At 38.5% G+C, this 21,559-nt stretch carries 22 protein-coding genes and 1 pseudogene; 3 read left to right on the top strand and 20 right to left on the bottom strand.

The annotated features are described in order from the left end of the window. Positions 1-181: 181 nt before the first annotated feature. Both ACTQ1O_RS12355 and ACTQ1O_RS12350 read right to left on the bottom strand, forming a co-directional pair. Positions 182-592 (bottom strand): annotated as a pseudogene (locus ACTQ1O_RS12355) (UDP-N-acetylglucosamine 2-epimerase); the annotation flags it as partial. Between the two features lie 439 nt (positions 593-1,031). Continuing rightward, a complete protein-coding gene (locus ACTQ1O_RS12350; protein WP_441487519.1) occupies positions 1,032-3,011 on the bottom strand; it encodes a hypothetical protein in 1,980 nt (659 codons plus the stop codon). Between the two features lie 213 nt (positions 3,012-3,224). Here ACTQ1O_RS12350 and ACTQ1O_RS12345 point away from each other — a divergent pair, with 213 nt between their 5' ends. Then, on the top strand, positions 3,225-4,184 hold the full coding sequence (locus tag ACTQ1O_RS12345) for a Mu transposase domain-containing protein (protein WP_441487518.1): 960 nt from the start codon (positions 3,225-3,227) through the stop codon (positions 4,182-4,184). Next, positions 4,181-4,957 (top strand): ATP-binding protein, encoded by a 777-nt coding sequence (locus ACTQ1O_RS12340; RefSeq protein ID WP_441487517.1) that lies wholly within the window; start codon positions 4,181-4,183, stop codon positions 4,955-4,957. Before ACTQ1O_RS12345 ends, ACTQ1O_RS12340 begins: the two co-directional genes overlap by 4 nt. 28 nt (positions 4,958-4,985) lie before the next feature. On the opposite strand, the gene ACTQ1O_RS12335 is transcribed toward ACTQ1O_RS12340, so the two are convergent. The 10 genes from ACTQ1O_RS12335 to ACTQ1O_RS12290 all read right to left on the bottom strand — a co-directional run bounded on the left by ACTQ1O_RS12335 (position 4,986) and on the right by ACTQ1O_RS12290 (position 13,071). Next, positions 4,986-5,120 carry a hypothetical protein gene (locus ACTQ1O_RS12335; RefSeq protein ID WP_441487516.1) on the bottom strand — a complete coding sequence of 45 codons (135 nt, stop codon included), beginning with the start codon at positions 5,118-5,120 and terminating at the stop codon, positions 4,986-4,988. Beyond that, positions 5,120-5,725 (bottom strand): DUF4238 domain-containing protein, encoded by a 606-nt coding sequence (locus ACTQ1O_RS12330; RefSeq protein ID WP_441487523.1) that lies wholly within the window; start codon positions 5,723-5,725, stop codon positions 5,120-5,122. Before ACTQ1O_RS12330 ends, ACTQ1O_RS12335 begins: the two co-directional genes overlap by 1 nt. A gap of 20 nt (positions 5,726-5,745) precedes the next feature. Next, the gene (locus ACTQ1O_RS12325; RefSeq protein ID WP_441487515.1) at positions 5,746-6,291 is read right to left on the bottom strand and encodes a DUF4238 domain-containing protein; all 546 of its coding nucleotides are present in this window, start codon (positions 6,289-6,291) and stop codon (positions 5,746-5,748) included. A gap of 9 nt (positions 6,292-6,300) precedes the next feature. After that, complete coding sequence (locus ACTQ1O_RS12320) at positions 6,301-7,236, bottom strand: hypothetical protein (RefSeq protein ID WP_441487514.1); 936 nt, start codon at positions 7,234-7,236, stop codon at positions 6,301-6,303. A 39-nt stretch (positions 7,237-7,275) separates the two neighbouring features. Then, positions 7,276-7,827, bottom strand: coding sequence for a hypothetical protein (locus ACTQ1O_RS12315; RefSeq protein WP_441487513.1), 552 nt, complete (start codon positions 7,825-7,827; stop codon positions 7,276-7,278). Positions 7,828-7,832: 5 nt separating this feature from the next. Then, positions 7,833-8,744 (bottom strand): MBL fold metallo-hydrolase, encoded by a 912-nt coding sequence (locus ACTQ1O_RS12310; protein WP_441487512.1) that lies wholly within the window; start codon positions 8,742-8,744, stop codon positions 7,833-7,835. Between the two features lie 110 nt (positions 8,745-8,854). Further along, a complete protein-coding gene (locus ACTQ1O_RS12305) occupies positions 8,855-9,133 on the bottom strand; it encodes a BrnT family toxin (RefSeq protein ID WP_441487511.1) in 279 nt (92 codons plus the stop codon). 21 nt (positions 9,134-9,154) lie between these two features. Continuing rightward, a complete protein-coding gene (locus tag ACTQ1O_RS12300; RefSeq protein WP_441487510.1) occupies positions 9,155-11,020 on the bottom strand; it encodes an AbiA family abortive infection protein in 1,866 nt (621 codons plus the stop codon). Between the two features lie 611 nt (positions 11,021-11,631). After that, positions 11,632-12,411, bottom strand: coding sequence for an HNH endonuclease (locus tag ACTQ1O_RS12295; RefSeq protein ID WP_441487509.1), 780 nt, complete (start codon positions 12,409-12,411; stop codon positions 11,632-11,634). Positions 12,412-12,750: 339 nt separating this feature from the next. Further along, positions 12,751-13,071 carry a DUF4238 domain-containing protein gene (locus tag ACTQ1O_RS12290; RefSeq protein ID WP_441487508.1) on the bottom strand — a complete coding sequence of 107 codons (321 nt, stop codon included), beginning with the start codon at positions 13,069-13,071 and terminating at the stop codon, positions 12,751-12,753. Positions 13,072-13,486: 415 nt separating this feature from the next. On the opposite strand from ACTQ1O_RS12290, the gene ACTQ1O_RS12285 reads away from it, so the two are divergent. Continuing rightward, positions 13,487-13,903, top strand: a complete 417-nt coding sequence (locus tag ACTQ1O_RS12285; RefSeq protein WP_441487507.1) for an ImmA/IrrE family metallo-endopeptidase — start codon at positions 13,487-13,489, stop codon at positions 13,901-13,903. A 594-nt stretch (positions 13,904-14,497) separates the two neighbouring features. Here the strand turns inward: ACTQ1O_RS12285 and ACTQ1O_RS12280 are convergent. The 8 genes from ACTQ1O_RS12280 to ACTQ1O_RS12245 all read right to left on the bottom strand — a co-directional run bounded on the left by ACTQ1O_RS12280 (position 14,498) and on the right by ACTQ1O_RS12245 (position 21,543). Continuing rightward, positions 14,498-14,791, bottom strand: a complete 294-nt coding sequence (locus ACTQ1O_RS12280; RefSeq protein WP_441487506.1) for a LysM peptidoglycan-binding domain-containing protein — start codon at positions 14,789-14,791, stop codon at positions 14,498-14,500. A gap of 4 nt (positions 14,792-14,795) precedes the next feature. Beyond that, positions 14,796-15,227, bottom strand: a complete 432-nt coding sequence (locus tag ACTQ1O_RS12275; RefSeq protein WP_441487505.1) for a GH25 family lysozyme — start codon at positions 15,225-15,227, stop codon at positions 14,796-14,798. A gap of 443 nt (positions 15,228-15,670) precedes the next feature. After that, the gene (gene eda / locus ACTQ1O_RS12270) at positions 15,671-16,312 is read right to left on the bottom strand and encodes a bifunctional 4-hydroxy-2-oxoglutarate aldolase/2-dehydro-3-deoxy-phosphogluconate aldolase (RefSeq protein ID WP_441487504.1); all 642 of its coding nucleotides are present in this window, start codon (positions 16,310-16,312) and stop codon (positions 15,671-15,673) included. 149 nt (positions 16,313-16,461) lie between these two features. After that, positions 16,462-17,430: a sugar kinase gene (locus ACTQ1O_RS12265; protein ID WP_441487503.1), complete on the bottom strand. Its 969-nt coding sequence runs from the start codon at positions 17,428-17,430 to the stop codon at positions 16,462-16,464. Between the two features lie 57 nt (positions 17,431-17,487). Then, on the bottom strand, positions 17,488-18,369 hold the full coding sequence (locus ACTQ1O_RS12260) for an RraA family protein (RefSeq protein WP_441487502.1): 882 nt from the start codon (positions 18,367-18,369) through the stop codon (positions 17,488-17,490). Positions 18,370-18,386: 17 nt separating this feature from the next. Next, complete coding sequence (locus tag ACTQ1O_RS12255; RefSeq protein ID WP_441487501.1) at positions 18,387-19,760, bottom strand: mandelate racemase/muconate lactonizing enzyme family protein; 1,374 nt, start codon at positions 19,758-19,760, stop codon at positions 18,387-18,389. Between the two features lie 19 nt (positions 19,761-19,779). After that, positions 19,780-20,616 (bottom strand): carbohydrate ABC transporter permease, encoded by an 837-nt coding sequence (locus ACTQ1O_RS12250; RefSeq protein WP_441487500.1) that lies wholly within the window; start codon positions 20,614-20,616, stop codon positions 19,780-19,782. 18 nt (positions 20,617-20,634) lie between these two features. After that, positions 20,635-21,543, bottom strand: a complete 909-nt coding sequence (locus ACTQ1O_RS12245; RefSeq protein ID WP_441487499.1) for a carbohydrate ABC transporter permease — start codon at positions 21,541-21,543, stop codon at positions 20,635-20,637. Between the last annotated feature and the right edge of the window lie 16 nt (positions 21,544-21,559).

Genomic DNA, 21,559 nt, shown 5'->3' with positions numbered 1-21,559 from the left:
GAAACTGTGTACTTTATTCAGCTTTCAATGTGCATGAAAAATGGGCATATTTTATGCCAGAATTGGTTGTCAGGCCACAGAAAATCAAGGTTTTCGGACGGCCTGGGGGGGGAATGTTCACCTTCTCAGACATCCTATTACTCCGGATCCGTATATTCAGCGTTCTCATCTCTCCGAATCCCTACACATCGGCTATTCTCTTGCTGGCATGTCCATCTCCATAGGGATTGGCCGCGTGCGCCATCTTTTCATACGCGTTTTCATCACCTAGCAGCCTTGTGAACTCTTTATAAATCGTTTCTTCATCCGTACCGACAAGCTTCAGTGTTCCGGCCCTAATACCTTCCGGTCGTTCCGTTGTATCTCGCATAACAAGACCCGGTTGTCCAAGGCTCGGTCTCTCTTCTTGAATTCCACCGGAATCCGTAAGAATCAAATAGCTGTGATGCATATAGTTATGGAAGTCAAGAACGTCTAGCGGTTCAATAATCCGAATTCTCTGGTCTCTATTCTCACCTTCTCCGAACACTTCATCGGCTACATTCCGTACAGCTGGGTTCATGTGGATCGGATAAACGGCCACCACATCATCCATAGCTTTCATTTTAAGATATATCTAAACGCCCTTGTAAACATGTCATCATTCCAATTCTCATACTTCAATTTTGATGATCTACACAGAGCCTTAAATAAATTCAAGGATAGTGTCAAGATTGTATCGCAAATTCAATTTCAGCCATCGGATTCCTGGTAGTTAGCCGACCGATGCCAAATGACCGGAGGAATCCATACCGAAAATTGATTTCAGTAATTGCCAGATGCTTTCTCCCAAACTTCTCTGTGTGGTGATTGCGTGGCCGTAGTCACTAGCAGCCACATCGACTATGATCTTCACACGAATCAAGAAAGTGTAAAATATCAGCACCAATCATAGATCACACTGATGGTAGCTCTCCCCTTGATAGAACGCACAGAAATATGAAAACCTAGGATAATGAAGAAGGAGAAAACGAGGAGACGGAGTGTGAAAATCAACTGTCTGTGTCCTCAACAGAATTGTCTTCTTTGTACATTTCCTTGTACTCTTTAAGGTCTTTCTTGAAAAAGCCTATCATCATTGGTACGAGTCCAATTGCACTGAAAATCAGCGATAAAACAGTTGCAAAGTCGGTATTGTATCTTTCACAGATCCAGTGAGAACATAATCCAATTAAAATGACGACAAGTGCTTTCCAAATAATGTTCCATATAAGTTTAAATATAGCTTTATGATGTTCTTTCCTTTTTTTCTCTAGTTCTTCATTCTCTTTATAACGATTTAATTCTTGTGCTTGCTGTCGAATTGTTTTGAGCTGCTCTTGTGAAGTAGTTAAATGTGCATCCCTTTCTTTTTCAGCCTTAGAAAGCTTACTCCGAAGTTCCGCGTTTTCATTATCTTTCGCACGATCCTTTTGTTCTAGGCTTTCTATTATTTTCTTTTGTTCTTCTGTTTTAGCTTTATTAAGCTTTATTCCTTCCTCATAACTATCAATATATTCCTTACTAAAATCCAAAAGTTCATCTACATTATCATTCGTAAGTTCATCTGGCATTAAGCTTTTATCTCGCAAAAGCACAATCCTGCTTGCAAGTTGATCTTTCCCTATATTTCCAGCTTTAAATTCGCGCTTAGTTTTGTCGTAATAACGAGTAATATTATTGAAAAGCTCTCCGGAAAGTATTCTCTTAGCCTTATAACTTGCGTCAACATTTAACGGATATTCTTTCTTACTAAAGCCTGCGCCAATTTTAAACCAAAGAATATTGGTTATCACACTCATGGGGAGTGCACATCCACATTCATGCGTATTCTGCCTCATAGCATTCGAAATTTCCTGAATACGTCTCGTTTCCGTTATCAATAGATAACCACAACGAGTATAGTCAGTCGATTTTTCTCCTCGTCTCAGCTTATTGATATGATTTATAAATTTAACAGCTTCAAAGGATTTTTCATCCTTAGAAAATCCATCAGGTATCATTTCGTCATTATAAGCAATATCTCCCTCTTCATAGTAGGAATTCTTCTCATCCGGAATGATTCCATACTGATACTTAAGTTTATCAAAAAAATCTGCTTGTTTATCAATTACGTCACTTGGTGTTTCACATCCATTAAGAATGGATTTCATAGCCGTAGAATTAACAAGTTCACCATACCCTCGCATTATATTTTCCGCAGATGTAAAAAAGCCAATTATTTCACTTTGTACTTCCCCAAAAAATCGTAGTTTTATATGCCTTTTCTTTAAATTTGCTGCTTCTACCTGATTTAGAAAATCGTTTGCAATACTTTGATATAATGCTCCATTATAACCAGCAATATTAAAAAGGACTTCTGTATCTAAGAAAAGTGTTAAATCGGAATGTATACTTCCTAAATCGCTAATGTTATAAGCCAATCCGCAAAAAAGGATGCTTCCTTCACGGATCTCTTCTATTTTTGTTTTAATACCTTGATCATCATTTATCTTAAGAATAAATTTACTAATGATATCTGAATACTTATGGCTTACTGTTGCCGAATCATCAAGCAAATATTGTATAAATGCTTCTTCTAATTCCTCATACCATACAGGACTTTCTGGGTTTTGCGCAGAAGCAAACTCAAACAGTTTTTGCATTATGTCCTGACTTTTCTGATTTGAGGCCGCTTTCGCTCTTTTAAACTCCTCCTCTTCATATGATATTCCTTGTGGAAGTATATACTCCTTATTTCTTCGTTCACATTCTTTTATCTGCTTAATCGAAGTCTTTATTGCCTGACTAGGAATATTATCAAACCCAAATTCTAAACGTAAGGCTTCACTTATATCAGAGATAGAAAAACTATGTAGGTTTTTGCTAACAATAATGTAACGTATAAAATCAGCCAAGATTTCATAGCTATTCTTGTATTGCTTACTATCTGAAAGTGATTTCATCACCGCATATGATGCAAGTGTTGAATTTTTAACTTCCTTCTCCTCCATTGTTTTTGTATCTCCACTACTATGCTTATAATTCAAATGATTATTCCGGTTCCTCCGGATCCACCTGTCTGGAGTTTGAGAGCCACCATTCCGGAGAATGAGGGCCACTGATTCCGGAGTTTCGGAGCCACTCTGACGGCTCCCGTATCGTACATTCCTTTATACTGTTTGTGCACGCTTCAGCGTGACTACAGATAAAGGAGGGTCACCATTATGACCAAGTATCGTGAGATCCTTCGGCTCAAGAGCCTGGGATTCAGCGACCGAAACATTGCACGCAGCTGCAGTGTTTCACGCAACACGGTCAGGCGCGTGATCGATAAGGCAAATGAGATGGACATCTCATGGCCTCTCGATTTCAGCATGACCGACGGTGCGCTCGAGAAGCTTCTGTTCCCGAGCGACAAGTCGGTGACAGACAGACGTCTTCCCGATTATGACTACATCCGCAAAGAACTCTTGCGGAACGGTGTCACCAAAAAGCTTCTGTGGATCGAATACTGCGAGGAATGTCGGCAGGCAGACGAAGAACCTCGCAGGCGCAGCCTGTTTCTTGGGGAAGAACAGTCATTACTGGCACCTTTGCCTGCCACACCCTTTGAACTGGCCGAATGGAAAATCGCCACCGTACAGTTCAACTATCACATCGCAGTAGACGGTATGTACTACTTGGTGCCTCATCAGTATATCAAAGATAAGGTCGATGTGCGGGTGACAGACACAACAATTGAAGCTTTTTATCATCACGATCGGATCGCTTCCCATCGCCGTCTTCACGGCAGGAACGGCCTGTATTCCACGGTCACAGAGCACATGCCCGATGATCACCAGAAATATCTGGAGTGGAACGGCGACCGATTCCGCAGATGGGCGGATCAGATCGGACCAAACACACGAAAGGCGGTTGATGCAATCCTTACCTCCGGCCGGGTCGAACTGCAATCATACAGGAGCTGTATGGGTCTGCTGAGGCTGGCGGACAAGCATACTTCCCAGCGGCTTGAAAAGGCCTGTGAGCGTGCATTGTCCTACAGTGGAAAACCCAGCTACAAAAGTATCAAAAATCTCATCACTGCTATGAAGCAGGAACCGGATGCTTTGCCATCTGATGAAGAAGGAAAACCGCGCGGCATAACCAGAGGCGCCAGATACTACGGAGGTAACAGATCATGACCAACGAAAGCACTATTAACAAGTTGATTGAAATGCAACTCACCGCTATGGCCGACGCGTTCCGCATACAGAAGGACGATTCCTCTATGAAGGATGTCCCTTTTGATGATCGTTTCGGCATGCTGGTCGATGTTGAATACACCAGCAGGAAAAACAACCGGTTAAAACGCCTGATACGTAAGGCAGACTTCGAGCAGCCGGATGCTTCTGTCGCGGCAATCGATTACCATTCTGGCAGGAAGCTCAACAAATCCCTGCTCGAGCGGATGGCGAACTGCGAATACATCACAGAGTATCGCAATATCTTCATCATCGGCGCAACCGGAAGCGGTAAAACCTACATGGCCTGTGCTTTCGGTATGGAAGTCTGCAAACAGTATTACACAGTACAGTATGTCCGCCTTCCGGATCTGCTCCTTGACCTGCAGGCGGCACGTGATGCCGGGAACTTTCCGTCCGTTCTGAAGAAATACACCAAGCCGGTTCTGCTGATCATCGATGAATGGCTGCTTCTGAAACTCACGGAGCCAGAGGCAAGGAACCTGTTTGAGCTGATCCATAAACGGCGGAAGAAATCTTCCACGATCATCTGCTCTCAATTCCGGGAGTCAGAATGGTATCAGCAGATCTGTGGCGGCGAGAGCACTCTTGCCGATGCGATTATGGATCGTATTTTCTACGACTCCTATAAGATCGACATCGAGAGTGCTGATCCTACCAAAGACATTTCTATGAGAGAAGTCTACGGATTGGATCACGTACAAGCCAAGTAACAACGTAATGCAAGTTGGGGTGGCTCCGTCAGTCCGGACAGGTGGCTCTCGCCACGCCGGACAGGCGGCTCTGCCGCCCCGCAATATTCACATGATTTCCATTGACCGTACTGATGATTTCCAAGAGACCGGACAGGCGCTTTCGACGCACCGGAATATTCATTATGGCAAAATCTCGTCTATCTTTTTTTGTCTTGCCAAAATATCCTTATTCCTCTTTGAACAAATTATGTAATTGAATTTCCTTACAATTTCATCATTCGCACTTCTATAGGCAACATGATCAATTCCAGCATCTCCAGAACAAATCAATAACAGATAATCAGGCGAAAGCGGAAAATATATACCATTATAATTTTGCAGCGTAACTGCATTGTGGTATTCTACAGCAGGATTATCAGATGTTATAAAATATGTTGTATTGTCATCCCTTTTATACAAAATCATCTGAAATCCCTTATTACCATACAATCCCTTGGCAAAACGGAGTAGTGCACTGTAAAATCCTTTAGATTTCTTAAAGAAAATCCTATATAAATTTGAAATCCAAAGGCATCTTATTAATTGATCAATATTATTTCGGAATTCGCTCTTGATCACTTTTTTGATATTCTCTGGCAGATCGTAATTATCAGTTCCATCTACCAGAGCCGGAATCAATACATTGTTTTTAATGTTTGGAAGTAGCCCTTTCAAATCAAAACATGGATTTCTACATATCATCATAAAAGCAAATGATAACATTCGTTCAGCAGCAGAATATGATATGACATAATCTCCAGTACTTTTTAATTCAAAGCTGCATTATTTACTTCCTTAATAAAAGTATCTCTTGTCTTCTCCCAGTCATTTTCAAAGAAGTTATTAAATGAATCTTCAAGCAGATAGCATTTTAACCTATTAACCTGATTGCGAAATGCACGACCGGATGCAAGAGAATCATCACTGTTATTATGAAATTCCCAATCACTAATGCTGCAAAGATGTTTTTTGACGCTATCTTTTTTCTTGATAAGAACATATGGTTTCAAATATGCATAAACTCTGTTCTCTTCCATTAAAGCCCAAACAGATTCGACAAAATAATTTCTAATCTTTGGACACGAGTTATATAAAAAATAAACATCCTCAAAATTAACTGTATACAAATTTGGCATCCACAGAATAGAATCCCGTGTTCTTCCATCACCATTCTCTGATGAACCATCGAATACATTAATCCCATCAAAAAGCGCAGTAGGATCTGCCAATTTTGAAACTTTGGCTTCCCAAGCTTTCAAATACGTTCTAGGGACATAATGCTGCCGCTTGGTATGTTGCTTATTTTCTGCCATATTCCCTAATCATTCACACGGAAATCCAATTCGCATTATTTTACTTTTCTTCTTATTTGGAAAAGCGATAAGCTGTACCTTTTCTGTGCCATCCCATTTACTCATCTCTATAAGATTCATCCTGAGTGGTAGCAATAATAGTAATGCCTTTTGTGTGATCTCTTCGAACTTATAAATATCCGCTGCATGGAGACTATAATGAAGCAAATTCTTTTCATCATGTAGGGCTCCAAGATACGGCTGTGTCTCAGGCACAATGTCAAAACAAAGAGCAGGCGCAGATTTCGTCTGTTTCATCCTTGTTCCTACTGTATAGGAATCAAATGTCTTAAACGCACCTTCAGTTAATTTATCTGGATTAGGATTTCCATATCTCAGAGAAACTGCCATGCCATGCTTGTATTGACAATAATCCTGATAATAATGTTTGTGAAAAACAATCAGTTCCTTCGTATACTCCTGCAGCATAAGGACAGATTCTTTATAGGCATTGAAAACATCTTCATTTTCCCAGGGATCATCCAAATCGAAATATGGTAGATGGAACTGCTCCAGTACATACTCAAGGTCATCTGTCTTAAAATCCCATATATAATTCTTAACCTTGCCCGCCTGATAGACGACTACATCTCTTGCGAAATAATCCGGCGACTGTGCGCACATCAACAACGAGAACAAATCCTCAATAGATTGTTCTGCATGTGACACCGCTTCATAAAGCCAGCCTGTTCGGATCTCCTTATTGATGTTGTCCGTTGTTGCGATATCCGAAAGTGGACCATCATCTGTGACAAGATCCGCATAGAAATTATTTCCATTCAGGATCAGCTTCTTAATTGATTCAATCGCAACAAGATGCCATTCTGGATACTGACTTCCGAGATACTGCTGCATCTGCGCCTTACCAGCCTTATTTCTTGCCTCATCGGTGAGTTCTTTCGACATTCAAAGCATTCCTCTTTCGATTAATGTGTTTGTAAAAGTTCATTCCTCAGAATCTTTTTTCCCAAGAGCTTTATACACTCTTCTTCTAATATAGTCCGTTTGTTTCCTATAAGAGAAGATGAACAGTATCATTAATGAACCGCAGCCAATCACACGACTCAGTGCGTATGTCCAAAACTTGGGGAATATGGCATTCAAAATGATTGTGACCGCTAAACACAAGCAAAGGGAAATGAATGTTCTGTAAACATTATTTGTCATCGATAAAGTATCAATTTTAGGATCTATCTTCTCGGCATCCTGGAGATCATAATAAGGAGCGAAATTCACAAATGGTTTCTTTGGTTTTACATTCTTGTCATATCCTTTAGGTTCATGTCTTAAGATTGGTTCGATAATCAATGATCCTATACGGCTTATAATCAAACCTGCTACATAGAAAATCACTATATTGACACAAATGCTGTGATCCATCAAATTCCATGTAGTAAATCTATCAGCTAAGACTACAAAGACCGCACCAGGGATGAAATTGTTCAAAAGATCGTATGATGATATCTTTTCAAATAAGTTCTTAAATATTTCTTCCATAAAATTTATTCTGCAGCATAAGCATCAAATGATCCGAGATATTTGGCATCCGACATATCACTCGAACCATCATCGTAAAAATCGTCAATGCTATAATTGTAATCAAAGTTTTCAACATAGACCTTGACTGAACCATCACTGCATTTAAAGGTAATATCTCCGGCACTATTCTGTTTTATAGTGTTGTAACTCTGATAATAATCAAGATCCTTAGAAGGAGCCTCCCCAATCACAATGACTTTTGGGCTCAACTGTTCAAGAACGTCCGAGCTCACATGTCCAGATTTTCTGCCATGGTGAGGTGCAAAAAGGATGTCTACTTTAGGCCATTTAACTTCATCCTTAATTTTATCAAGAAACGTGGTCTCAATGTCTCCCATCCACATAGCCGTAACACCGCCGTTTTGCGAATAGGTCAGGATTGGCGAGATATTATTAAATCCACTTCCTTCTTTCACTTCATCTAGGGCTTCTTTGAAATCTTCATTATCTGTATCTGGCCATAGATAATTGATGCCTGAACTTCCACGCTCATTATCGGATCGATTCATCCATCTTCTCGAACAACCTTTATAGACATAAAATGCTTTCTTTGAATCATCCCTTAATTCGCAGTACCGTTTGAAGCCGTCTGTCTCTTCATCATTTTTTACAGCTTCATTTTTCACTACATAAAAATTCAATATACCGATCTTGTCATCAAGTTCATCAAGTCCATGAATGTGATCCTCATCTGGATGTGTCGATATGAACCTCGTAATATCCTTCTTATCAGAAAGATTCTTAAGACGCTCAAATAATTTATCCCTTTGATCTTCGTCTTCGTAATCGCAATCGATTATTGTGAAGTTTTCCGTATCATGGTAGATATAAAACATATCTCCGTTTCCAACAGAAAAAGACTTGATTGTACTCATAAATGTTACCCCCTGTTTATTGATACTATTATTACTCCCCTGCTTGTCTGATACGCTTTCTAATATCCCCCTTATTCATGTACAGTTCCAGTCACAATGAATCTGATTTTTCAACCAAAGCTCCCCTTACCCTGAATATAAAACTCTTTCACCTCATGCTTCTCTGTTTTCCGTGCAGATATTAGATGGTACTCGTCCGGGCCATTCATCGTATATGAAACATAGATAGGCACATCGGAAATAAATACAATGGTAATAAAGCTATATTCAGAACTTTCCGGATCTTCCGGATCGTAACTGCTATTGCCTTCGTCATAGATTTCACAGCGATTCGGATCAAAGAACGCTTTTGTCGCTAAATCAGGGACAATCAAACTGATCAGAATCATGCTAAATCATCTGGTTGCTAGCTATACTAAATTGTACTTAATATACTGATTGATAAGAAAATCTAAATCTGATTCTGCTTTTGTCAGATCACTGCTTGAAGTATTAGCATCGATAAGCTCGGCAGAAGCGTGCGATAAAGGATTTCTGTTTCTTAAATTGTGCGCATTATGTAATATTGACTCAGAATTAGCGATTCCATCGTACATCTTCTTGAAATTTTCTTCTTTGTAATATTTTTTATAATTCGGTCTTTTTCCATTATCAATTCCTCTTAAAAAAGCCATATCTGCAGAAATACGATCAAAGAAGTTCTTATAATATGCATAAGTGCCTAGATAATTATTACGATTTTTTTCACACAAACTCATAAAATATAAAAATATCGCTTTTTGATCATTTTGTACGCATAGGACATATCTATTCCATTTTTGATCCCTTACTTGGCTTAAAAAACTTATTTTACAGCAATACTCATAATAAGCATATAAGTTTGGATTCTTTTCATGAATTATTTTAAGCAAATCTAAATGTTGAAACTTGCTTTGTATTAAGTACGCAATTGCTATAGTTGTATCATAAGAATTCCAAACACCATTCCTATATCGGATAAAAAGTTGATTCAGCATTCCCCTTACAGCGTCGTCATTACCACATTGCATTACCATCACAGATAAACGTTTAGGGTCAATAGACAAAAAGGAAATATCTTCCTTAATTATTTTGACCAATTTCTCAGAAACTTCTGGCTTCTTGAACTCGCCTTGATTTTCATAAACGAAATAATTGTACACAGAAGTAGCAGTTAACTCTATTTCTGAAGATGAAAAATAATGCTCAAGCAAATCATCATATTGTTCATAAGTAATTCCATGATCACAAATGTGGCTATATATCTCATTAAGAAAATCCTCTAGGCTACCTGCAAAATGTTCTTCTAAATCATGTTCTATACCATTAACATATTCGTCATACAAAGACCGTTTTAGATCATCATTTATTTCAGTACTCTTCTCGAATTTACATTTTCCGACATTAAGAGACAGGCCATATTCTTTGAGTATAGAAGAATAACTGTTTTTTATTACATTATAGGTACGCTTTAAATCATCGTAATCTTTAGATGATGAAAAAAGAATATATAAATCATCTACATATCTGATCATCCGGAAATCGATAACATCTGCTGCTTTATCTCTAATAAGGCGATAAAGTTTGCAATCCGCTTCATCAAGATAAATTATAGTGGCCATATATGAAGAAGCTATACTATTTTCAATTAGTGGATAATATCCATCGCCACAATAGAGAAGCAATTCTTTCAATAGTAAAAGATCTGTCTGTGAAAATATTTGTCTTTGCTTGTTGCAAACCAAATCAATTCTGGCAATCAATTTATTAACATTGATATTGCCAAAAAAATTGGTTATGTCTGTTTTAATAAAATATGGATACGTTTCTGACCAAGTATTGATGGACTTAAAAAAATCATCATAATCCTTTTTATACTTTGCACGCGAATAAATATAATTTCCGGCATAGTAGACTTCTATTTTATTTGGCCGATTGGATATATATCGCTTCGAAAGCTCTTTCCCAATAGCTTGAATTATCAGAAACAGCAATGGTGATATCAAAACTGAATTTCGAAAACTTCCGTCACTCTTTTGAATATAATTTTCGGAGTGCCTCATTACCTCTGGAAATAAGACAAAACTACCTGAAAAAATATATTTGTTATAAAAAGTCTCCTCACATAATTCTTTTTTATCATGATCTGAAAGCTTTGTAAATGGGAACCATTGTAAATACGCTTTTGTAGATCCCGGAGGAAGAGATAAATACATATTGCATATCTCTCTCCATGTATTAAAAGATATACCGAACATACCATTACCTTCATTGGGAAAAGGTGGAATTTACCAATAATTTATATATTCATACTACACAGAAAACACTTTATATCAATTAATGTCGTCCCTTTTTCATCCATTGAATAAGAACTTATCAAATCGGAAAAATTAAGTCATTTCATAACTATATGTCAACTTCCTGAATAAGTTAACACTCAAAGTTGCATTAACCCTCATTCCCCGTCTGAATCCGATTTTTCGGTGAAGAATTTTATGATCTCGTCGTAGAATTGCGGGCTTGCTCCGATTTCCTTCAGCAGTTCCTGTTTCTGGTACTACTGTTTTTTTATTGAAGCTCGAATGCAGTCCATCTTTTCAACGCTCTTCTCGTACATTCCATGGTCCAGAAAAATTCTATTTATCACTTGTGGCTGTCCCACAAAATTGTGACCATCTTCAAATAGTACCTTGCAGCCTTGACAGTTATATAGGGGTATTGGACAATTTATCAGCCTATTTCCCTTCTAACGGAATCTTGATTTCCAGTTACCGGACTCATGATGGATATTGTCCCGGAATATTCCTTTACCGAATATCCTGATGGCACTAAAACTACATAACATTGCAAGGCAGAGTCTCCGTTCTGTCTATTTGTCATGCACTTCACGAATATTAAGTGGAGTCAGGCTCCCTTCTTCATGATCACAAAAATATAGACATCCTCGTCCATCTTGATAAATAATATTGCCATATGGATCTAATCCCCATTCCTTAATTCTGAGGTTCCTTCCATCATTCAATGCATATTTTCTAATGAAGGAATGGACCTCCGTTTCTGGAAATTTATAATCCAATACAACATCTCGATAGTCCGAAGATAAATTTGCTGTTCCGTAGTTCAAACAATAATTCCTTCTATACCTGATATTATACACGGGTTCTAATTTGATGTTCTGACTTATGAAATACTCACTTGCGGATATCTCTATATTGCTCTGGCCTCTTTCTTTTCTTGCATACTTCTTACTGTTCGGATGCTGGAGTAACCATAGTTTACAACCTCCGGCATGCGAATAAGTAGACTTATGAATATTATAATCGACTAACTGCATTTCATATTCGCCGTTGATCTCATTCCACACATGGTGCCAGACTGTTTTTCTAGGAATATGCTTTGTTTTAGTAGTCGCTTCCGCAATCTTGTAGTCCTTAGCCCTTCGGCCAGTAAGTTCTATAAATACATCGGCTTCACTCTTTTTAAACCTTGGGGAATATTTAAATCTACCCTCTAATCCGGTATCTATTGATTCAATTGAATCCGGATAAGGTTTCGACCATGCAAATGTATTTGCCTTATAGTATATATATCTTCTTACTTTTTTAAAATCTTGATTCCAGTTCCTATGATTATCTGTACTCCAACTCATTGTTTCTTGTTAATAATGAAATTTTTGACACGGGCGTGCGAGGAATTGAACCTTTAAAAATCGGTGAGGATTACAAGTCCCGCATTAGAATCTATCCGGAATTAGGGAAACACGCTTCCGGTTAATCGGGAATCGGATGCCTGATGATATGGAGCCTGATGTACCTGTCAAATCTACAAGCACCGGCAAGAAAGGCAAGGCCTTAATAAGCGTACCCTGTTACCAGGAACAGTAATCATGCTGCTTCAAGGGTGCTTCTCTAATCCCGTAATGATGCTTCTACAATCGCCGGACAGTTGCTTCCATCGCACAGGAATATTCACTACTTCTTAAAATCCATTATACATCGGCATTCTTAAAAATCCACTCATCATATGCCCAGAAATGAGCATTGAACTCAGATGCCGTAGTATAAGTTTCATCATCCCATTCTACCGTCATCCCCTGCATAGATGCAAATATCGTCTCTGCATCTTTTTTCGTTGTAGCCAATGATCCAGCAACTATTGAATGATAATAGTTTTCTCCTAAAATATGATAAATGTTATGATCTTTACTGATTCCTGTCTTTTTATCATATGTCCAAACTATATCACCAGAATAACACCATGGCTTCATATAAGTTCTTGGAACAAGATGATGATATTTTGATTCAGACATGAATCAGTCCCCTATGTTTTACTTTTTCTCTTCTATAAATCCATTAATAGCTTCTCCATACTCCGGTGTTATTCCCACAAGCGTTGTTATTTCTTCACAATTGACCCAACCACTGTCAATAACGGATCTGAAATTTGTCACCGTAAACTTTTGAGGTTTCTTATTGTAGTTTTTCTCAACGATAGAGAGCAAAGGCATTATCTGTCAACTTGATTATAACAGATCAACAATGCAGCATCTATCCGTAATTTGATATTCACTTCCAATTCTTAGAGTGTTACCATTGTTTTCATATTCCCCATTGTCATCGGGAGCAATCAGGGATATTGACAATACAATTGTGAATTCAGTGTGAATCTCACCTCTGGAGAGAAACAGTAGGACATGGAAATCCACATTTTGGGAGGTGGGTTCATTGGAAGAAGACATCTTTTCTGTCGTAAGGCAGAAAATCATAAAGGCCGGTACGGATGATCCGAGAGAATTTGCGGATTATTATCATATCCTGTGGATTCCGCTGAAGGAAACCATCACCGGCTACCCTGCTTTGTACAGCGGGATTGCCGCAATTGGGATTAACGAAAGACTGACAGGGACCTGGCTTCGATTTGCTGCATGGCACGAATTGGGACACGTGCTTGCCGGGCATGTCTATGAGCAGGGCAGACTCCTTGATAACGGCTTCTTCACGCAGGAAGTAGACAGCCGAACGATCCCAAGGCATGAAAATACTGCGAACCTTATTTCGGCGGATGTCTGCGTAAAGGATGATGATGTGCTTCGTGTGTCAAATTATAACAGTGAAACCATCAAGACCTACCGTAGAATATGAAAGCCTACCAGAATCGACTGGTTCGGGATTTTGAGACCCTGCAGCTTATTTACAATAGAAAAAACGCTTCACCGCTCCTCGAAACACAGATGCAGAATCTAAAGTATAAAATCAAGGGAGTTAGTGAAACGCTGAATGATATAGAAAATGAAATGAATGCCTTGAATTTCTGCTCTTATTTAAGAAGGAATGGCAAGAAAAAATCCCCAGAGAGCTGTTCTTCTCTGAGGATCTGTGTTGCTGAATATTTGATTTTTTGTTATAGTGGAAAAGGTTCTGTGAAAGCAGAGCCAGTGTGCTGCCAGAAACGGTAGGCGGTTAGTCCTCCTGATGCAGGAGGGCATTTATGTCACCCTCCTGACTTTATGAAAGGAGGGATGCCCATGAATGTAATAGATTTGATGACTCTCATCGAATACACTTTTACATGTATTGGAATTGGAATCGCAATTGAGCGATATTTCAAGCATAAAAAATAGCCGCCCCAGTCCAAAGGTAACGGCTATTTTTTATGCAAACCCAAGAACTAACCGTCTATCGGCGGCGCCCTTTTATATCTTTATCTTACTAAATTTTCAGATTTTGTCAAGCCATCTACCTCACCCTGATCTTCCATCCCGCTTGAATCACATTGACGTTTCGAATCAACGATGTATTGAGCTTCTGAATGGCCGATACGCTCGTTCCGTACTTTCTCGCGATTGCCGAAAGCATATCTCCTCGCTGGATGGTGTAATAGACGGTCTGTGGTCTGCTCTGTGTATGGAGCAGCTCATTCACTCTTGTCTGCACAGCAGCGTAGTCATACCCAGCAGTCGTGATGCGATTCTTCCGATCATCACCGTCACCCCACTTCCCAGCGAGCACCTCGCGGGCAAGTTCATCCACCGTCTTATGCGACTGGGCTGGTGCAACCGGCTTTCGGTGCGGCTGCCTTTTTTGCATATCCGTTAAATCCGCCAGACTCGATGATGGACGGATAGTCCTGATAGGAGATATCCAGATCCGCGTTGCCGTTGATGCCATTTACCCGTCCGGAAGCCGAATACTGCCAGATCCCATATGCTCCGCCATATGTGCACTTCGAAGCATACTGAGCTACCCAGTGCGCGAATGCCGTAAGCTTCGAATCATCCAGACGGTCGCGGAAGCCGGAATAGGTGGAGCTGTAGATCCCGGCATAGTATCCAGCTGCTTCCGTTGCCCGAATAAGATCGATACAAACACAATTATTCCAATTTTCCTGGCTCTGGTGTGAACACGGGTGTGCATGAATAATCTTTCCATTTAGTAGTTGAAATGCACACGGGTGTGCATTTGCCACAAGCCGTGTGCATCATATAACATGAGTATCATCGACGTTGCTATCAGGTTCCTCAACATCAGATTCTTCAATAGTCATTAAGTCTTCGCGTGATGGATCCAGCATTTCAGAAACACGCCTCGCATGATTCTTCCAACTTTTCATCATGTGCCTCATATTATCCCAAAGGTCAGCTGAGTTTGACAGGTACTGACGTTTTACCGCTTACGGGGTATCATCTATTATCCCAAAAGTCGGCTCAAGTCGACAGGTACTGACGTTTTACCGCTTACTCAGGATCTACCGGCGGAATGCAGGAAACAACTTAACTAGCAACTTGTAGCTGCCAGAAATGGCAGCTGTATTTTTTAATAAGGTACTGGCGGTTTACCGCTTACCGCCAAAACATATAGAAATCCATATATGTTTGCAGAATTTGTGCAGAAACGTGTTTTGTAAAGGATTTATACATTACGTATTTTTTTAACATTCATAGATATTTTTTTTATATTTGTATACATTTCATTATAAGTGTCATTTTCAATAATATTGTTGGTTACCATCCAACTCCCACCACAAGCCAGAATATGTTCGCTTTTTAAATATGCATCCATATTGCTAAAATTAATTCCTCCAGTTGGAATGAATTTTACATTATGGTAAGGAGCTGCTAATGCATTTATCATGGCAATACCCCCTGATAATTCTGCAGGAAAAAATTTTACCACATCCAGCCCCAATTCCAGTGCCTGCTCAATTTCACTAGGGGTTTGAATCCCTGGTAACACAGGAATATTTTTTTTTAGACAATATTTTACCGTCTTAGGGTTTAAACCCGGGCTAACAATGAATTTGGCTCCAGCACTAATTGCCAGATCAACTTGTTCCGTTGTTAAAACTGTTCCTGCTCCAATCAGCATATCAGGATGCCGATTAATCATTATTTGAATGATGTCAGCTGCAACTTCAGTACGAAAAGTAATTTCCGCACATGGTAGTCCTCCATCATATAGTGCATCTGATAGCATCGACATCTTACTGGTATTTCGAGTGGCAACGACAGGGATAACACCTATTTTATAAAAAGTTTTAAAAAAATCATCCATACTATACTTCCAATTTCTTAGCCAAACATTCCTATTATCATGACAGTAAATCTATAATCTAACATTGAATACTTATCATATAGGATGTTTGGAGAGATATACTTCTTTAATTTCAATTTTGCCAGTTTATAATATTACAAATAGAATATTCACTGTATGGCAATTTGTGGGGTGTTTTGTATGAAACACTCAAGTTCCTTTTTAGATGGAAGACCCTCATTATCGCCAAATACTGTTAACATTTTTGCGCCCAACGCATTACCTCGAACAACAGCATCGTAAATACGCATTTGTTCTAAGAGTCCTGTAATAATACCTGTCGCAAAAGCATCACCAGCCCCGACAGTATCAACAATGTTATCTACTTTAAATCCTGGAACATGTTCACCAATCCCTGTTGCAGTTTTATAGTATGCGCCGTTGCCTCCGCATTTTACGATTACAGCTTTTCTCACTCCATTAGCCAAATAATATTCTGCTATCTCTTCTGCGGATTCTTTTCCACATAATAACTTACCTTCTGCTATTCCTGGTAAAAAATAATCTGCCTTAGAAGCAAGGAGATTAATTTTATATCTCATTTTATCTTCATCATCCCACAGACTCTTTCGAATATTTGGATCAAAAATTATCTGCAATGGAATATTATTATTATGGATTTTTTCTATCAGAAACAGCGATGCATTAAATGTTTCTTCTGATAGCGCAGCTGTTATACCGGTCAAATGCAAAATTTTAAAATCATTTAAAGAAAATGTATCTAATTCTTTGATGCTAATATGGGATGCGGCAGAATTTTTTCGCATATAGTATACACTTGGATCGCCAACATCGACCTTTGTTTTAAAATATGTTCCAGTCAAAAAATCTTCTGTGATGCTTATATGCTTCCAATCAATATCTTCATCTTTGATTTTTTTTAGAATGTAGTCACCTGCAAAATCCGATCCCAATTTTGTATAATAGGTGGCAGAATGACCTAATCTTCTTACGCCAATTGCAACATTTAGTTCTGCACCAGCTACGCCTTTAGAAAAATTCTTTACGGAGGAAAAATCTCCAATTTCGTGTGGAATCCACACCACCATTGGTTCTCCAAATGTTAATAATTCAGTCAATATGATTCCTCCTCCGCTATTTTATTAAGCGATTTTATAAAGAAAATGTTCTACCTGTTATTCTCCGTAACATTCCTTTGCTTTTTTATATTCTTCTGTCCAATCAAGATTTTTATATTTGACTGCTCTTTCATCCACATTAATAAATTCCACGAGTTTATCAAGAACTGAGGTTGGCCATACGTCAACATCAATATCTGCCGTATTATAAATATTTCTCTTTATCATTTCAAAGCCAAATAAGTCTTTGCAGTGTGTTTTTTCAGCGGCATCAATAACTCGCCTAACCATGTGTGCAGGAATAAAAATAACCCCTTCTTTATAGGCGAAAACGATATCACCAGGTAGACAAACAGCTCCACCAATACGCACTGGTGTATTAAAACCATTCATAACAAAATCTTTTATTGGCGTAGGATCATATCCTCTATAATAGATCTGAATGTTGTCAATCTTATCTATTTGCTCTATATCTCGAATTCCTCCCCATATTACAGCTCCTCCATTTTTGGTTCGGTTAGCTATCGCAGTAGACAAATTTCCACCAACAAATGTTCCTTGGAAAATCTTGTCATAGAAATCAATAACAATTACATCTCCTTCTACCAGCGTATCAACAACCCATAAATTATGTGTTCCCCGTCTTCCTTCGGAATGCCCAATATTTTCAACTGTTTCGAACAGATCCGGTCTTGCTGGAATATATGCAGCAGTCACAGCTCTACCAACAAGTTTAGTATTTTGTTTCATTCTAAAAAAGTGTGATTCAAACTGATTAACATAACCTGATTCGTATAAGGGCTGCCAAATCTCCTCCAGCGTCATAGAACGCAATATTTCCAAATCCTCATTGGGCACCTTGGGTCTTCCATCTGGGAATCTCTCTCCTGTCCATTTTGATGTTATTTGGATAATATCTTCTTTTACATTAAAATGCATTGCTTTCTACCTCCCCATTAACTCCAGCAACGATCATGTGAGTACTCATAATTCCATTCATCAGTAGGCGCCCACATATCCTGATAATCTGGATGAAGATGTTCTTTTAGTACGTCGTCATTTAATTCTGCGATCCCTAAACCAGGTAAATCCGGAACATGAATAAATCCTTTATCAACAATTGGTGCTTTTACTCCGCTTTTCACTATATCATTCCACCATGGTACATCTACAGAGTGGAATTCCTGTGCTAAAAAGTTCTGTGTTGAAGTTGCAACATGAGCGGCTGCCATTGCTGAAATGGGTGTCTCTGCCATATGAATACACATAGCAACGCCATATTCTTCAGCCAAATCTCCCAACTTTTTTAATTCACCTATTCCACCTACAGTTAGAATATCTGGGTGAATAAGGGAAATCCCTCCTGATTCAAGTAATGGTTTGAAATTCTCTTTCAAATATATGTCTTCTCCTGTACAAAGAGGAACAGATGTTGCCGAAGAAATTTTTTTATACAAATGTGCATACTGCCAGGGAATTACATCCTCCATCCATGCAATATTGTATTTCTCAATTCTTCTTGCTAACTTTATACAAGCTTCTGGCGTAATGTGTCCTAAATGGTCGATGGCTAATGGAACTTCGAAGCCAATAACATCTCGCACTTCTTTTACATAATTTTCCAGAATATCCAGACCATGCTCAGTGATTTGTACTCCCGTAAAAGGATGTGCAATATTTTGAACATCATACCATTTGTTTCTCTGACACCATGCATCCCTGGTTAATTTTCTTGGAATTGCGTTATAGTTATCTCCAGAATTTTTCAGCTCTTCCACAAATCCCAATGGTGCACTGATAGCTCCGGGTTCATCAAATAGTAAATCTATTCCAAGATCCATCTTGCAGAATGTAAATCCCATTTCAAGACGTTTTTTTAAAGCCATACCCATTTGTTTTCCAGTATGTTTTCCCTCTACATCTGTATCACAATATACTCTGACGCTCTCCCGAACCTTTCCTCCTAGCATCTGGTATACTGGTATTCCATATGCTTTTCCTGCAAGATCCCACAGTGCGAGCTCAATGCCACATACTCCACCTCCCTGTCTGGCATGGCCACCAAACTGCTTAATTCTTCGAAAAATTTTATCAATATTGCATGGATTTTCTCCAATAATCCTACTTTTTAATGCAAGCGCATAATTTCTTGATCCACCATCTCTTACTTCTCCATATCCGGTTATGCCTTGGTTAGTATAAATCTTAAGTATCGTACAATGCATAGGTGCATCTACAATATCGCACACCCGCATATCCGTTATCCTAAGATCTGATGGCTTAGAATTTGTATTTACATGATCTAATAATTCTTCATATGTCTTTTCCATAACAGGTCTCCTGATTGTCTTATTTCACGCTACCGTCAGTATTTCCAGATACTAATAGACTTTGAGCAAGAATATAAATAATAGTTACTGGTACTGAAGCTACGACGCAGCCAGAAAGAATTCTTCCCCAATTGATAATATCGCCATATTTCCAACTGGATATTGCGACAGTTGCTGTCATCTGTTTCATACTGGTTGTCATAATCATTGCATATAAATATTCATTCCAAGACATAGTAAATGCAAATGTGGCAACAACGGCTATTCCTGGAAGGGCTATAGGAAGAACAATATATCTTAATGTCTGCATTCTAGTTGCACCATCAATTAATGCAGCTTCCTCCAAAGCATACGGAATTGAATTAAAATAGCTTCGTAACATATAGCAACAATATGGAACAACGAATGTTGGATAAATCACTAACAGCGCCCATTTTGTACCACCTAACCCCAATCCGCTCACAAAAATATACATTGGAATAAATAAAACAGCCGTTGGAAGCAAATAGGATATAATAACACTTGCGCTAAATAATTTTCTTCCCGGATATTTTAATCTGGTCATTGAATATGATCCAAGAATGCTTATCCCCAATCCAATCAAAGTGGTTATTCCAGAAATAATTAAGCTGTTTAATAGGTTTACTTGGAATTTGGCTTCTTTAAAAAGTTCTATATAATGACTTACAGTTGGAGTAAAACCAAATAATGTAGGTCTCGCAACATACATTTCATTATCAACAGTAAATGAGGATTTTATCATCCAATACAAGGGAAAGATTGTCCAAATCAACGCTATTATCAATAAAATATAGGTGATGAACATCCTTATTTTCTTTTTCTTCTTTAAATACATACCATTATTCCTCTGTTACTATGCATCGATCTTTTTCTGAATTTTTTGAAATACAAACATAAGAATAAGGAGAATCGGTATAACAGATACCGCAATTGACAAAGCTCTCCCCAAATAATTTTGAATAAATGCCATATCATATGTATAGGTGGCAATTGTACTAGAAGAATACAGTGGGCCACCTCCTGTAACGAGCCAGACATTTTCAAAATCATTGAACGTCCAAATTGTCGATAATAACGTTGTTACCATCAGAACATTTGCAATGTTGGGTATGGTAATATGAAAAAACTGTTGAAAAATTCCGGCACCATCGATAATGGCTGCTTCATACATTTGTTTATCCAAAGTTTGAAGAACGCCAAGAATGCTAAACATAAAGAAAGGAACACCTCTCCATACATTAACAATCATGGTAGATAATAAGGTCAACTTAGGATCTGACAGCCACGCTATTGGAGTCGAAATTATCCCACTATGTAAAAGCAAACTATTGATGATCCCATATGTTCCGTCATACATCCATCTCCATGTCATTGCAGCAACCATGCCAGGCAAAGCCCATGGAATTAATAGTGCAGTTCTAAAAAATCCCTTTCCTTTTAGATCCTGGTTTAATAATACTGCCCAGAGTAATCCCAGCAGAAATTTGGCAGCAATACATCCACATGTATATACTAATGTATTAAAAAAGGATTTCCAGTATATTTTATCGTGGAAAATTCGTATGTAATTTGCCACGCCAACAAATGATGGCTTAGAACCAACAACTTTATTGGTAAAACTCCAATATACTGCTCTGACAAATGGAATACCGGTAATGGCAAATATGACAAACAGTACAGGAATCACCAAAATAATTCCAAGTCGTCTATCCTTCTTTTGTTGGCTTGCATATTTTGTTATCTGCGTGTTTTTTATTTTCAAACCGAAACCTCTTTTT

Source organism: Bilifractor sp. LCP21S3_A7, assembly GCF_052118825.1.
GTDB lineage: Bacteria > Bacillota > Clostridia > Lachnospirales > Lachnospiraceae > Bilifractor.
The sequence above is the reverse complement of the archived record's forward strand: the minus strand, read 5'-3'. Positions and strand labels throughout refer to the sequence as shown.

Bases quoted from the DNA above. Each gene is read 5' to 3' on its own strand.
- eda (WP_441487504.1), bottom strand. From the start codon at position 16,312: ATGGATGATTTTTTTAAAACTTTTTATAAAATAGGTGTTATCCCTGTC.
- ACTQ1O_RS12295 (WP_441487509.1), bottom strand. From the start codon at position 12,411: ATGAGTTGGAGTACAGATAATCATAGGAACTGGAATCAAGATTTTAAA.
- ACTQ1O_RS12290 (WP_441487508.1), bottom strand. From the start codon at position 13,071: ATGTCTGAATCAAAATATCATCATCTTGTTCCAAGAACTTATATGAAG.
- ACTQ1O_RS12320 (WP_441487514.1), bottom strand. From the start codon at position 7,236: ATGTCGAAAGAACTCACCGATGAGGCAAGAAATAAGGCTGGTAAGGCG.
- ACTQ1O_RS12260 (WP_441487502.1), bottom strand. From the start codon at position 18,369: ATGCATTTTAATGTAAAAGAAGATATTATCCAAATAACATCAAAATGG.
- ACTQ1O_RS12255 (WP_441487501.1), bottom strand. From the start codon at position 19,760: ATGGAAAAGACATATGAAGAATTATTAGATCATGTAAATACAAATTCT.
- ACTQ1O_RS12300 (WP_441487510.1), bottom strand. From the start codon at position 11,020: ATGTTCGGTATATCTTTTAATACATGGAGAGAGATATGCAATATGTAT.
- ACTQ1O_RS12250 (WP_441487500.1), bottom strand. From the start codon at position 20,616: ATGTATTTAAAGAAGAAAAAGAAAATAAGGATGTTCATCACCTATATT.
- ACTQ1O_RS12315 (WP_441487513.1), bottom strand. From the start codon at position 7,827: ATGGAAGAAATATTTAAGAACTTATTTGAAAAGATATCATCATACGAT.
- ACTQ1O_RS12345 (WP_441487518.1), top strand. From the start codon at position 3,225: ATGACCAAGTATCGTGAGATCCTTCGGCTCAAGAGCCTGGGATTCAGC.
- ACTQ1O_RS12325 (WP_441487515.1), bottom strand. From the start codon at position 6,291: ATGGCAGAAAATAAGCAACATACCAAGCGGCAGCATTATGTCCCTAGA.
- ACTQ1O_RS12310 (WP_441487512.1), bottom strand. From the start codon at position 8,744: ATGAGTACAATCAAGTCTTTTTCTGTTGGAAACGGAGATATGTTTTAT.
- ACTQ1O_RS12350 (WP_441487519.1), bottom strand. From the start codon at position 3,011: ATGGAGGAGAAGGAAGTTAAAAATTCAACACTTGCATCATATGCGGTG.
- ACTQ1O_RS12335 (WP_441487516.1), bottom strand. From the start codon at position 5,120: ATGAATATTCCGGTGCGTCGAAAGCGCCTGTCCGGTCTCTTGGAAATC.
- ACTQ1O_RS12305 (WP_441487511.1), bottom strand. From the start codon at position 9,133: ATGATTCTGATCAGTTTGATTGTCCCTGATTTAGCGACAAAAGCGTTC.
- ACTQ1O_RS12340 (WP_441487517.1), top strand. From the start codon at position 4,181: ATGACCAACGAAAGCACTATTAACAAGTTGATTGAAATGCAACTCACC.